Origin of the sequence: Achromobacter sp. Root170 (assembly GCF_001428165.1) — a bacterium.
Taxonomy (GTDB): Bacteria; Pseudomonadota; Gammaproteobacteria; order Burkholderiales; family Burkholderiaceae_B; genus Achromobacter; species Achromobacter mucicolens.
This window is the reverse complement of the sequence record NZ_LMHN01000012.1, coordinates 559,209-571,559: the sequence shown is the minus strand read 5'-3', so window position 1 is coordinate 571,559 and position 12,351 is coordinate 559,209. Positions and strand designations below refer to the sequence as shown.

15 protein-coding genes are annotated in these 12,351 nt (G+C 65.2%); 2 read left to right on the top strand and 13 right to left on the bottom strand.

Features of this window, described 5'->3' with window-relative positions; genetic code table 11:
• Window positions 1-24 precede the first annotated feature (24 nt).
• The 13 genes from ASD87_RS12820 to ASD87_RS12760 form a co-directional block, all read right to left on the bottom strand.
• Window positions 25-1,506: a DegQ family serine endoprotease gene (locus tag ASD87_RS12820; RefSeq protein WP_056321921.1), complete on the bottom strand. Its 1,482-nt coding sequence runs from the start codon at window positions 1,504-1,506 to the stop codon at window positions 25-27.
• Between the two features lie 38 nt (window positions 1,507-1,544).
• Window positions 1,545-2,633 carry a MucB/RseB C-terminal domain-containing protein gene (locus tag ASD87_RS12815; RefSeq protein WP_056321918.1) on the bottom strand — a complete coding sequence of 363 codons (1,089 nt, stop codon included), beginning with the start codon at window positions 2,631-2,633 and terminating at the stop codon, window positions 1,545-1,547.
• Entirely contained in the window at window positions 2,633-3,145 is a 513-nt protein-coding gene (locus tag ASD87_RS12810) for a sigma-E factor negative regulatory protein (RefSeq protein ID WP_056321916.1), read from the bottom strand. The genes ASD87_RS12815 and ASD87_RS12810 overlap by 1 nt, the downstream gene beginning before the upstream one ends.
• Before the next feature lie 12 nt (window positions 3,146-3,157).
• Window positions 3,158-3,757: an RNA polymerase sigma factor RpoE gene (rpoE, locus tag ASD87_RS12805; RefSeq protein ID WP_008161984.1), complete on the bottom strand. Its 600-nt coding sequence runs from the start codon at window positions 3,755-3,757 to the stop codon at window positions 3,158-3,160.
• Window positions 3,754-4,248 carry a protein YgfX gene (locus ASD87_RS12800; protein WP_056321911.1) on the bottom strand — a complete coding sequence of 165 codons (495 nt, stop codon included), beginning with the start codon at window positions 4,246-4,248 and terminating at the stop codon, window positions 3,754-3,756. The genes rpoE and ASD87_RS12800 overlap by 4 nt, the downstream gene beginning before the upstream one ends.
• Window position 4,249: 1 nt before the next feature.
• Window positions 4,250-5,479 carry a beta-ketoacyl-ACP synthase II gene (gene fabF / locus ASD87_RS12795; RefSeq protein WP_056321908.1) on the bottom strand — a complete coding sequence of 410 codons (1,230 nt, stop codon included), beginning with the start codon at window positions 5,477-5,479 and terminating at the stop codon, window positions 4,250-4,252.
• Window positions 5,480-5,662: 183 nt separating this feature from the next.
• A complete protein-coding gene (gene acpP / locus ASD87_RS12790; RefSeq protein ID WP_003813816.1) occupies window positions 5,663-5,902 on the bottom strand; it encodes an acyl carrier protein in 240 nt (79 codons plus the stop codon).
• Between the two features lie 191 nt (window positions 5,903-6,093).
• Window positions 6,094-6,846 carry a 3-oxoacyl-ACP reductase FabG gene (gene fabG, locus ASD87_RS12785; RefSeq protein ID WP_056321905.1) on the bottom strand — a complete coding sequence of 251 codons (753 nt, stop codon included), beginning with the start codon at window positions 6,844-6,846 and terminating at the stop codon, window positions 6,094-6,096.
• Between the two features lie 3 nt (window positions 6,847-6,849).
• Window positions 6,850-7,785: an ACP S-malonyltransferase gene (gene fabD / locus ASD87_RS12780; RefSeq protein ID WP_056321901.1), complete on the bottom strand. Its 936-nt coding sequence runs from the start codon at window positions 7,783-7,785 to the stop codon at window positions 6,850-6,852.
• Between the two features lie 96 nt (window positions 7,786-7,881).
• On the bottom strand, window positions 7,882-8,868 hold the full coding sequence (locus ASD87_RS12775) for a beta-ketoacyl-ACP synthase III (protein WP_056321898.1): 987 nt from the start codon (window positions 8,866-8,868) through the stop codon (window positions 7,882-7,884).
• Window positions 8,868-9,935: a phosphate acyltransferase PlsX gene (gene plsX / locus ASD87_RS12770; protein WP_056321895.1), complete on the bottom strand. Its 1,068-nt coding sequence runs from the start codon at window positions 9,933-9,935 to the stop codon at window positions 8,868-8,870. Before plsX ends, ASD87_RS12775 begins: the two co-directional genes overlap by 1 nt.
• Window positions 9,936-9,994: 59 nt before the next feature.
• A complete protein-coding gene (rpmF, locus tag ASD87_RS12765) occupies window positions 9,995-10,177 on the bottom strand; it encodes a 50S ribosomal protein L32 (RefSeq protein ID WP_006218037.1) in 183 nt (60 codons plus the stop codon).
• Window positions 10,178-10,229: 52 nt separating this feature from the next.
• The gene (locus ASD87_RS12760) at window positions 10,230-10,967 is read right to left on the bottom strand and encodes a DUF177 domain-containing protein (protein ID WP_082586268.1); all 738 of its coding nucleotides are present in this window, start codon (window positions 10,965-10,967) and stop codon (window positions 10,230-10,232) included.
• 72 nt (window positions 10,968-11,039) lie between these two features.
• Between ASD87_RS12760 and ASD87_RS12755 the strand changes: the two genes are divergently transcribed.
• Window positions 11,040-11,642 (top strand): Maf-like protein, encoded by a 603-nt coding sequence (locus ASD87_RS12755; RefSeq protein ID WP_056321893.1) that lies wholly within the window; start codon window positions 11,040-11,042, stop codon window positions 11,640-11,642.
• Entirely contained in the window at window positions 11,639-12,349 is a 711-nt protein-coding gene (locus ASD87_RS12750; RefSeq protein WP_056321891.1) for an SAM-dependent methyltransferase, read from the top strand. Before ASD87_RS12755 ends, ASD87_RS12750 begins: the two co-directional genes overlap by 4 nt.
• The last annotated feature ends 2 nt before the right edge of the window (window positions 12,350-12,351 follow it).

The following is a 12,351-nucleotide window of genomic DNA, read 5'->3' as shown; positions in this document are numbered from 1 at the left end:
GCACCGGCCGGCAGGGCCGTCACATCACTTGCCGGCAGGCACCGCAACCCACTGTGTCTGGTCGCCGCGGCGCACCAGCAGACCCGTCGCGCGGCTCTTGTCCAGCTTGGCGACCAGTTCGCCGAACTGCTTGGCACCGGTCACGTCGGTGTCGTTCAGGGCCAACACGATGTCGCCTTCCTGCAGGCCCGCCTTCCCGGCCGCGCCATCGGCAACCTTCACCTGGACGCCGCCCTTGATGCGCAGCTTCTTCTGGACATCGGCCGGCACGTCGATGACGCTCAGGCCCAGCGCGTTCGTGACTTCGGGTTCGGGCGCGGGCTTCTTGCCGGCGCCTGCCGCCTTCTCGGCCGGGATCTCACCGACCTTGACCGACAGCGTCATGCTCTTGCCCTTGCGCCAGATTTCCATGTCGGCGCGCGTGCCCGGCTTGGTCTCACCGACGATGCGCGGCAGATCGGACCAGCGCTTGATGGGTTCCTTGTTGAACTTCAGGATCACGTCGCCCGGCTGCACGCCCGCCTGCTCGGCAGGCCCCTCGGCTTCGACGCTGCTGACCAGCGCACCTTCGGCCTTGGGCAGGCCGATGGCCTCGGCCACATCCTTGCCAACTTCGCCGATCTGCACGCCAACGCGGCCGCGCGTGACCTTGCCCGTCGTGCGAAGTTGCTCCACGACGCGCATGGCTTCGTCGATCGGAATGGCCAGCGAGATGCCCATGAAGCCGCCGCTGCGCGAGATGATCTGGGAGTTGATGCCCACGACCTCGCCGTCCAGGTTGATGAGCGGACCGCCCGAATTGCCCGGATTGACCGCAACGTCGGTCTGGATGAACGGCAGGTATTCGCCGGTATCGCGGCCGATGGCGCTGACGATGCCGGAGGTCACGGTGGAGTCCAGGCCGAACGGCGAGCCGATGGCCAGCACCCACTGCCCCTTCTTCAGCGTCTTCGGGTTGCCGATGACCAGCGGCGTCATGTCCTTGGCTTCGATCTTGATGAGCGCCACGTCCGTGCGCTCGTCCGTACCGATGACCTTGGCCTTGAACTCGCGTCCGTCGGTCAGCGTGACGTAGATGTCCGTCGCGTCGACCACGACGTGGTTGTTGGTCAGGATGTAGCCGTCGGCTGAGATGAAGAAGCCCGACCCCACGCCGCGCGGCACCGTGCGCTCTTCAGGCGGCGTCGGCTGCGGACGCTGGCGCGGATTGGGCGATTGGCCGGGCGGCTGGAATTCGGGACCGAAGAACCAGCGGAACAGTTCGTAGGGATCGCTGCCGCCGGGACCATTACCCCCGCGCACGGGCACGGTGGCCGTGGTGCGGATGTTGACGACGGCCGGATCGGCCTTTTCAACGATGGCCGTGAAATCGGGCAAACCGACCGCGGCGGGCGCCGTCGTCTGCGCCACCGTCACGGGCACATAGGCGGTGGACAGCATCGTCCCCGCCGCGACAGCCGCCAGAAAGCGCCGGAAAAAAGCGTTCGAGACCGTCATTGCTTTCATATGTCACTCCGAAATTGCTGCTTGCGGAACGGCGGGAATCATTTGGCCCCGCCCTCCGCGGGTGCGGCTGCCGCGGGTGCGGGCGGCACGTACTCAGTGGCTTGCGCAAGTTGTTCCAGCGTGGCGGCGGGCACTTCGCCAACCGCCGTCAACCAGAAGTCCGCGATGCGCGCGCCATAGACGTTGATCGCGCCGCGCTGCGACGCGCCATGCAACGGCTGGTGGTTGCGCTGGCTGTCGTAGGGCTCGATGAAGACCGAAATCGCCGCCAGGCCGTCGGACAGCACCATCTGGCTGACGGGCGATCCGCGCTTCATGGCGCGCGACACCTGCATGATCGTCTTGAAGCCATCGGGCGCCGGAATGCGCCATCCCTGGGCCGCAAGGTCCACGGGCTTCATGTTGGCCTCGAGCACCTTCCAGTCACGCGTGTTCCAGCGCGAGGACAGCGACTGCGGATCCACTTCGGAACCCAATCGCAGCGAAGTGAACGACACCTGCTCGACCACGCCGCGCGCGGCGTTCAGCGTCTGGGCCTTCAGCAGCAGATTGGTTTCGACGTCCGCGCACAGGCGATAGCCATAGCGCAGCTTGTCCAGGGGTTCGATCGTGATGAGCCGGCATTCGCGGCCCGCGACGCGATGCGGCGTGGGCTCGGTGCGGATCTTGTAGTGTTCGGACAGATTGGCGGCGTCGCCCAGCAGCAGGCCGGGAAAGCGATCGCCGCGGCGGCGCTCGATCAGCACCGTCTTGCGCTCGGGGATCAGGCACTGCACATCGTCGTTGTGACGCAGGTATTCGCGCGGCTGGCCGTCCAGAATCTCGAGGCGTTCGCGCTCACCGGTGCCGTCAAGGACATGCACCAGGCGCGAGGACTGGATCACATCGCCCTGCTGATACATGAAGACGCCGGCGTAATCCTGCTTGCGGGCCGCCTGCTGGATGCGCGTGAGCAGTTGCACCACGTCTTCGGTTTGGCCGGCTGGCGTGGCGCCGGCGGCGGCCGCGGGGCCGTGCGCGGCAAGGAAAGCAGTCAGGAGCGTGGCGGCGAACCAGCCGGCGCGGTGAGCGTGCCACGAGGCAGCGCGTCCCAATACCGGCCAGCGTGATGCAAGCACAAGCGCCATCAGCGTCCCGCTCCGCCATCGAACGACACCTGGCGGACCGCGCTGGGGCCCGCCATCTGGCGATGGGCCTCCAGGTAATCACGCAGGCCCGAGTCGTCGGACGCCGAGGCCGAGCCCGACGAACTGGCGTCGGCCAGCACGCGGACGTCCGTCGAAGGCGAGCCGGTGACGTACGGCTGCGCCACCCATGCGACCGTGGCCACGGCGGCGGCGACGGCCAGGCCCGACAGGCCCATGCGCAAAGGAGAGCGGCGCCGAGGCGCCGCTACGATGGGCAATTCCGCGTCCAGCGCGCGCGCCAACCGGGCCGAAAAGGCCGCGCTGGGCGTCAGCGCCAGATCGGCGTTGCGCAGGGAATCACCAATCAGATGATAGGTGTCCCAAGTCTGACGTCCCTCTTTGGACAACAGACTGGGAAGAATATCGTCGGAATCCTCTCCGTCCATCCAGGCGGAAACCGATTCTTCCCAGGAAGACTCGGTGATTTCAACGGATTTGGCTGCTATTTGCATGACTGCCACTCCTTACCAGCGACGCTCGACATCGGTGTCGAGCAGTGGACGCAACTTGGTCGCAATGGCTTCACGCGCACGAAAAATGCGGGAGCGCACCGTACCGATCGGGCAGTCCATGCTCTGGGCGATGTCTTCGTAACTCATACCTTCGATTTCACGCAGGACAATTGCGGTGCGCAATTCTTCAGGCAATTCCTCAATGGCCGCGTTCACCGTCTCGGCGATTTCGCGGCTGGCAACCATGGATTCCGGCGTGCTTATATCCGTTAGGTTGTCGGTTTCGTTAAAAGTTTCACCGTCTTCCGTTTCAATCGCATTGGGCGCGCTGGGGCGACGTCCCTGCGAGGCAAGCCAGTTGCGCGCGGTGTTGATGGCGATGCGGTAAAGCCAGGTGTAGAAGGCGCTTTCGCCACGGAATTGGGGCAAGGCGCGGTAGGCCTTGATGAAGGCTTCCTGCGCCACATCCTCGATTTCGGCCGGATCGCGGATCATGCGGGCGAGCAGGCGGAGAATCTTGCGCTGGTATTTCAGCACCAGGAGATCGAAGGCCTTCTTGTCGCCCCGCTGGACGCGCGCTACGAGCTCTGCGTCGACTTCGCGTTCGCTCATGAGGCCTCCCGCAAACGACGCGCAGGTTGTGCCTGCCGCGCCGTGCCCGCGACGAGGCGCAGACGGCGCCAGGATTCGGGTCGCAACGTGTGCTTCCAGACGGTGAGGGTGATTTTGCTGGTGGTAAAGGCCGTACTCCCGGTGGGCAAGGGCTGCAAGACAAGCGTCAGCCACGCTGGCCCCCGTTGCTGATCCAGCAGCAGCGCATCCTGCCAGCCTTGCGGCCAGCGTAGCTGCCAATGGTCAGCCCCGGTCGCGGTGCGTAGCGCCGTTACCGGGGACGGGGTGCTCCGTGCCGAGTGTAACAGCCCGGCCAACAGAAACAGAAGCGCGAGCAACGCGGCGGCCATCCAGGCATGACCGTGCCAGGATGCCGCCGTCAGCACGCAGGCCACGGCCGCGGCCAGGGCCAGCCCGAAGAGCGCGACGGCGCTCCTGGGCGGCGAGACTGGCACGCGGAATGACCAGCGCCCCCCGACCGAGCCTTCCAAATCAGACCCGGCGAACGGCCATCGAGCCGTTGGTGCCGCCAAAGCCGAACGAATTGGACAGGCCCACATCGATCTTCATCGGCCGCGCCTCGTTGGCGCAGTAATCCAGATCGCATTCCGGATCCTGATTGAAGATGTTGATCGTCGGAGGCGAGACCTGGTTGTAGACGGCCAAGGTCGTGAACACGGCTTCGATGCCGCCGGCCGCGCCCAGCAGGTGGCCCGTCATGGACTTGGTCGAGTTGACCACCAGCTTCTTGGCGTGGTCGCCGAACGCCAGCTTCAGCGCATCGGTTTCGTTCTTGTCGCCCAGCGGCGTGGACGTGCCGTGCGCGTTGACGTACTGGACGTCTTCGGGATTCAGGCCGCCGTTGCGCAGCGCGTTGATCACGCCGCGGCGCGGGCCGTCCTTGTCCGGTGCGGTGATGTGGTGAGCGTCGGAGCTCATGCCGTAGCCAGCCAGTTCACCGTAGATGCGCGCACCGCGCTTCTTGGCGTGCTCGTACTCTTCCAGAACCAGGACGCCTGCGCCCTCGCCCAGCACAAAGCCGTCGCGGTCGCGGTCCCAGGGACGCGAAGCGGTCTGAGGGTCATCGTTGCGGGTCGACAGCGCACGCATGGCGGCAAAGCCGCCGATGCCCAGCGGCGACACGGTCGACTCGGCGCCGCCAGCCACCATGACGTCGGCATCGCCGTATTCGATCAGGCGGGCAGCATCGCCGATGCAGTGCAGGCCGGTCGTGCAGGCCGACACCACGGCGTAGCTGGGCCCCTTCATGCCATAGGCGATCGACAGATGCCCGGAAATCAGGTTGATCAGCGAACCCGGCACGAAGAACGGCGAAATGCGCCGCGGGCCCTTGGCAAGGTACTCGACCTGGGTTTCTTCGATGCGCGGCAGACCGCCGATGCCGGACCCCACGATCACGCCGATACGCTCGGCGTTTTCTTCGGTGACTTCCAGGCCGCAATCGCGCCAGGCCTGCATTCCGGCAGCCAGGCCGTAATGGATGAACGTATCCATCTGGCGGGCTTCCTTGGCCGAAATATAGGTACTGATGTCGAAGTCTTTGACTTCGCCAGCAATGTGGGTGGTGATGGCCGAGGGATCGAAACGGGTGATGCGGCTGATGCCAGAACGTCCGTTGACGATATTGTCCCAAGCGGTGGTCAGATCATTTCCTACGGGGGAAACGATACCCAGGCCGGTGATGACGACACGTCGCTTCACGGATGACTCCTCAAACAGACAAAAGAAAGGCGGTTTTCGGGATGCGCTGCGCGTGTGGACCACATGAAGGCAGGCGAGGCGTTATGACGCCTTGCCTGCCGGTGGACCACACGGCACTCCTGAAACCGCCCTGATTCCAGGTTGGCCGACGATATCGGGCAACCAGGACGATATAGGCTGAGCTTACTGCTTACCGTGCGAATTGATGTAGTCAATCGCTTGTTGCACGGTCGTGATCTTTTCGGCCTCTTCGTCGGGGATCTCGGTCTCGAATTCGTCTTCGAGGGCCATGACCAGTTCGACCATGTCGAGCGAATCGGCACCGAGGTCGTCAAGGAAGGAGGACTCGTTCTTGATCTCGGCTTCGTTGACGCCAAGTTGTTCAGCGACGATCTTCTTGACGCGCTGTTCGATGCTTTCCATGCAGATCTCCAATTGGGAAAAATCCCGCGAATTATAGCCAAGCGCGGAGTGATGCAACGCCTGACCGTGACAAAAATAACACCGCGCATTTGTTCTGTCGCCGAGAGCGGCGCGGGAAGACCATGTGCGGCGTTTCCGGAGAATCGCGCCCCGCCTTGCCGGTTGCCCGGCGGCGACGCGCGATTCGTGATTTATTGCATGTACATCCCGCCGTTGACGTGCAGGGTGGTGCCGGTAATGTAACCCGCCTGAGGCCCGGACAAAAAGGCCACGGCATGCGCAATGTCAGTCGGAGAGCCCAGACGGCCCAGCGGAATCTGCTGCAGCAGCGCCGCGGTCTGGTTTTCGCCCAGCGCACGCGTCATGTCGGTATCGATGAAGCCAGGGGCCACGCAGTTCACGGTGATGTTGCGGCTGCCCAGTTCACGCGCCAGCGCACGGGACATGCCCGCCACGCCGGCCTTCGCGGCGGCGTAGTTGGCTTGGCCCGCGTTACCGCTGGAACCCACCACGGAAGTCACGTTGATGATGCGTCCCCAACGAGCCTTCATCATGCTGCGCAGCACGGCGCGCGACAGGCGGAAGACCGACGCGAGGTTGGTGTCGATGACCGCCGACCAGTCGTCGTCCTTCATGCGCATCGCCAGCGTATCACGGGTGATGCCGGCGTTATTGACGAGGATGTGCGGACCGCCGCCTTCCTTACCCAACGCGTCGATCAGCGCATCGCAAGCGGCAGCGTCGGTCACGTCGAGCACCACGCCGCGGCCGCCAAACGGCGCCAGCGCTTCGGTGATGCCGGCCGCGCCCGATTCCGACGTGGCAGTGCCAACGACGGTTGCGCCGCGTGCGGCCAGTTCCAGGGCGATCGCCCGGCCAATGCCGCGCGTGGCGCCCGTGACGAGCGCGATCTTGCCCTGCAGTTCGGTCGAGGTGTTGTCCATTGATCAGTTTCCGTTGACGGCAGCCAAAGCCGCTTCCAGCGAAGCGGGATCGGTGATGGCCAGGCCGGTGAGTTCGGGGTCGATGCGTTTGGTCAGGCCGGCGAGCACCTTGCCGGGACCGCACTCGATGACGTGCGTGACGCCTTGCGCCTTCATGGCGCGCAGGGTTTCGACCCAGCGCACAGGATGCCACGCCTGGCGCACCAGCGCATCGCGGATTGCCCCGGGTTCCGTGGGCGAGGCCACATCGACGTTGTTGATGACCTGCACCTGCGGCGCGGACACGGCGGCGCTGGCAAGCGCGCCAGCCAGCACGTCGGCGGCCGGCTTGAGCAGGCTGGAATGGAACGGCGCGGAAACGGGCAGCAGCAAGGCGCGCTTGGCGCCGGCGGCCTTGGCCAGTTCGCAGGCGCGTTCGACGGCGGCCTTGTGGCCGGCGATCACGACTTGCGCCGGCGCATTGAAGTTGACGGCTTCGACGACTTCGCCTTGCGCGGCTTGCGCACACGCGGCGCGCACGGCATCGTCGTCCAGGCCGAGGATGGCGGCCATGGCGCCGGTGCCGACCGGCACGGCGGCCTGCATGGCATCGGCGCGCACGCGCACCAGACGCACGGCGTCTTCCAGCGTCAGCGAGCCCGCGGCAGTCAGCGCGGCGTATTCGCCCAGGCTATGGCCGGCCACGACATCAGGCTTGCGGCCGCCCGCGGCCACCCATGCGTTGTAGAACGCCACGCCAGCGGTCAGCATGGCCGGCTGGGTGTTGGTGGTCAGGTTCAGTTGTTCCGCGGGACCTTGCGCGATCAGCGCGCCCAGGTCCTGCCCCAGGGCCTCGGAGGCACGCGCCACGGTGTCGGTGACCGCCGCCACGCCGGACCAGGCGTCCAGCATGCCGACAGCTTGCGAACCCTGGCCAGGAAAGACAAAAGCGATTTTCATGATTGAGCGTGTGGATTGATTCAGTGTCTGTGTGGGATGCCAGGCGCGCTCTCAGGCCGCCGGCGGCACTTGTGCCGCCGCAGCCCGGGCACGCCCTTACATGCGGGCCAGTACCGAGCCCCAGGTGAATCCGCCGCCGACGCCTTGCATCAGGATGAGCTGGCCCGGCTTGACGCGGCCGTCGCGGCGCGCGGCATCGAGCGCGAGCGGCACGCTGGCCGCGGACGTGTTGGCGTGACTGTCGACGGTGATGACGACCTTCTCGACCGGCACGTCCAGCTTGCGGGCAAGGAAATTCAGAATGCGCACGTTGGCCTGATGCGGGATCAGCCAATCGACGTCGGCAACGGTGACGCCGGCTTCGGCGCAGGTGTCGCGTGCGGAGCGGTCCAGGACGGTGACGGCTTGCTTGAAGACGGCCTGGCCGTCCATGCGCAGGAAAGGATCGCCCGTGACGTCGCCATAAGCGACGTTGCCGGCCGCGCTCAGGATCTTCATCTGGCTGCCGTCGGCATGCAGTTGCGCGGCCATGATGCCGGGCTTGTCGGACGCCTTGAGCACCACGGCGCCTGCGCCGTCGCCGAACAGCACGCAGGTGCTGCGGTCGTTCCAGTCGAGGATGCGCGAGAACACTTCGGCGCCGATCACCAGCGCGCAGCGCGCGCGGCCCGCGCGGATGAAGCTGTCAGCGGTGGTGAGCGCGTAGACGAAGCCGCTGCACACAGCCTGCACGTCGAACGCGGCCGAGCCCTTGGCGCCGAGGTTGGCCTGCACCAGACAAGCCGTGCTGGGGAACACGAAATCGGGGGTGGACGTGGCCACGATGACGAGGTCGATTTCGGAAGCGTCGACGCCCGCATCGGCCAGCGCGCGGCGCGAGGCCTCGGTGGCCAGCTGGCTGGTGGTCACCCCACGCTCGGCCAGATGGCGCTGACGGATGCCCGTGCGCTCGACAATCCATTCGTCCGAGGTGGCGATGTCGCGCGTCGCCAGTTCCGCAGCCAGTTCGTCATTCGAAACCACGCGTTCCGGCAGGAAGCTGCCGGTGCCCGCGATCACGGAGTATTTCATTGCGGTATCCATCAAGCGGTATCCCCAGCCACGTTGGGCGACGCCGCCGAGGGGCGATCGCCGGATTGAACGCGCTTGGTAATTTGAGCGACCGTCTGCGCGGTGCGCTCCAGCAGTTTACTCACTACGGCTTCGCGGGCGCGTTGCAAGGCAAAACCGAAGGCGTAAACGTCCGCGGAACCGTGGCTCTTGATGACCACGCCACGCAAGCCCAGCAAGGCTGCGCCGTTGTAGCGGCGGTTGTCCACGCGGTTGCGCAGGCGGTTCAGCACAGGCTTGGCCACCGCGCCGGCGATCAGCGTGATCAGATTGCGCTTGAACTCTTCGCGAATGATGCTGGACAGCATCTTCGCCAGTCCTTCGACGGACTTGAGCACGACGTTGCCGACAAAGCCGTCGCAGACGACGACGTCGACCGTGCCCTTGAAGATGTCATTGCCTTCGACGTTGCCGTAGAAGTTCAGCGGGCTGCCGCGCAGAAGCTCGGCGGCTTCCTTGACGACTTCGTTGCCCTTGATGACTTCTTCGCCAATGTTCAGCAAACCCACGGTGGGGTTGTCGCGATGGTCCACCGCCTGCGACAGCGCGGCGCCCATGATGGCGAATTGCAGCAGGTGCTCGGCCGTGCAGTCCACGTTCGCGCCAAGGTCCAGCACCGTGGTGGCGCGGCCCGTCTGGTTCGGAATGGACGTGGCGATCGCCGGGCGGTCAATGCCGTCCAGCGTCTTGAGCACATAACGGGAAATGGCCATCCAGGCGCCGGTGTTGCCCGCGGAAACGCAGGCGTCCGCCCGCCCATCCTTGACGGACTGGGCAGCGAGGCGCATGGAGGAGTCTTTTTTGCGGCGCAGGGCGACCTCGACCGGGTCGTCCATGGTGACGACTTCGGAAGCCGCCACGATCTCAATGCGATCGCGCGCCACGTTGCGGTGCTCGGCGAGCGCCGCTTCGATGGCGTCGGGAAGCCCGACCAACAATAGCCGGGTGTCCGGAAATTGCCGGGCGAACTCGATCGCAGCCGGAATCGTGACGGGCAGACCGAAGTCTCCGCCCATACAGTCTATGGCGATGCGTATCACGGGTGCCAGGTATCAGCGCTCAGCCGAAATGGTCCGAGTACGAGTTCGGCCCGGGGGCCTTATTCGTCGGCCTTGGTCTTCAGGACCTTGCGGCCACGATAGAAGCCGTTGGGGCTGATGTGGTGACGCAGGTGCGTTTCACCGGTGTTGGGTTCGATGGCGGTCGACGGGGCCACCAGAAAATCGTGCGAACGGTGCATACCGCGCTTGGAGGGGGACTTCTTGTTTTGTTGAACGGCCATGATGACTCCTAGAAACGGGGCGCATTGTACGCGATGCGGCCCGATGTTGATCTCAATCTTTGTGCTTCAGTTGTTCCAGCACCGCAAACGGCGACGGACGCTTGACAGCGGGCTCCTCTTCAGGAGCTTCGCTGGCCTTGGCCTGCGCGCCCGGGCATACATCATGCTTGGGCACATACGGAATGCTCAGAATGAGCTCATCTTCGATCTGGGCCAACAGATCAAAATGATGCGAACCCACCACCTTTTCAGGCAGGTGGGCCACAGAATCCCTTCCTACGCCTTCGTCGCCCTCGTCGTCGTCATCGTCGCCGTGATCGGCAAAGGAATGATCGTCGTCGAGGTCGTCTTCGGATTTGACCAGTTGCAGCACGACTTCGCTGTCCACCGGATAGGCAAACGGCACATTGCACCGCTGGCACATCACCACCGGATTGGCCCGCACATGCAGGCGCAAAAGCGGCTGGCCCAACAGCAAGCCGGTCTTGCCTTCTTCGCCTTGCACGGACCAGGTCACAAGCCCGGCTTCGCCCAGCGGTTGCTCGGGCAAGCCGTCAACCACGCGGCCAAGCCGCACCAAGGCGATGGCGCCCTGCGCGCTCTTGCCCAGTCGAGCAAAGGCAAAGGCGTCGATGCGCTTCACACCGGTTTCCACGGGCGCGGCTTCCAGTGCTTTGTCGGCTAAGGCTTTGTCGGCCAGAACTTTGTCCGCCGGTGCTGCATTCACACCAGCACCGGCCGATCCGTCCGCGCGGCGACCCAAGTCGCCAGGCTTTCCCTTCGGTGTCATGTTGATGTTCCTGCAAAAATGCCGCAAAACGTTAGATAATACTGTGACTTACGTATTACCGTCAAATGCCGCATGCCCTCAAAGCCTAGCCTGATCCTCGCGTCCAGCTCGCGATACCGCAAAGAACTGTTGTCGCGCCTGCGCCTGCCCTTCACCGCGATTTCCCCCGCTGTAGACGAAACGCCACAATCCGGCGAAACCCCCGAGGCGTTGGCGCTGCGACTGTCCGTTGCCAAGGCGATGGCGGTGGCCGCCAGCCACCCGGGCAGCATCGTGATCGGCTCTGATCAGGTGGCGACCGTGGATGGCACCCCGATCGGCAAACCGGGCGACTTCGCCCGGGCACAGGCGCAACTGCGCGCCCTGTCGGGCCGGATGGTGGAATTTCACAGTGCGCTTGCAGTGACCGATGGCCACCGGGTGGAAAAGGCCGACGTCATTACCCGCTGCCGGTTCCGCCAGTTGTCCGACCATGCCATCGACGCCTATCTGCGGGCCGAGGAACCTTACGATACCGCAGGCAGCGCCAAGGCGGAAAGCCTGGGCATTGCCCTGACGGAAAGCATCCAGAGCGACGATCCCACCGCCATCATAGGCCTGCCGCTGATCGAACTGACGCGCATGCTGGCCACTTTCGGACTGGATCCGCTCGACACCCCGGGAGCGCCCGCATGACCGGCGCCCTGCACCTGATTCCCGTCAGCCTGGGCGAAGCCCCGCCCGAGCGCTGGCTTCCCGCCGACGTGCGCGCGCTGGCCGGCCGGCTGGACACGTATATCGCCGAAAACGCCAAGACGGCGCGGGCCTTTCTGAAGCTTGTCGGAACCACCCGGCCGCTGCAGGAAATCACCATCCACACCCTGACCGACAAGGCCGATGCCGCGCTGATCAAGGCATGGCTCGAGCCGGCCAGGCGCGGCGCGGAAATCGGGCTGGTTTCCGAGGCGGGCTGCCCGGCCGTCGCCGACCCCGGCGCCAAGGTCGTGGACGCGGCCCATCGCCTGGGGATCCCCGTCAAGCCTTGGGTGGGACCCTCTTCCATCCTGCTGGGCCTCATGGCCAGCGGCCTGGACGGGCAGCGCTTCGCCTTTCATGGCTACGCGCCCGTGGACCCCGGCGAACGCGCCAAGCAATTGCGCGCCTGGGAGCAGCACTCTGCCCGCCACAACCAGACGCAGCTCCTGATCGAAACGCCCTACCGCAACGCCGCGATGTTCGCCACGCTGATCGCCACCCTGAAGGGCGACACCAAGCTCTGCGTGGCGCGCTCGATGACGACGGCGGACGAATGGGTGGTCACGCACACGGTGGCCGACTGGAAGAAGCTGCCCGCGCCCCAGCTGGACAAGCTGCCCACGCTGTTCCTGTACCTGGCCCGCTGACC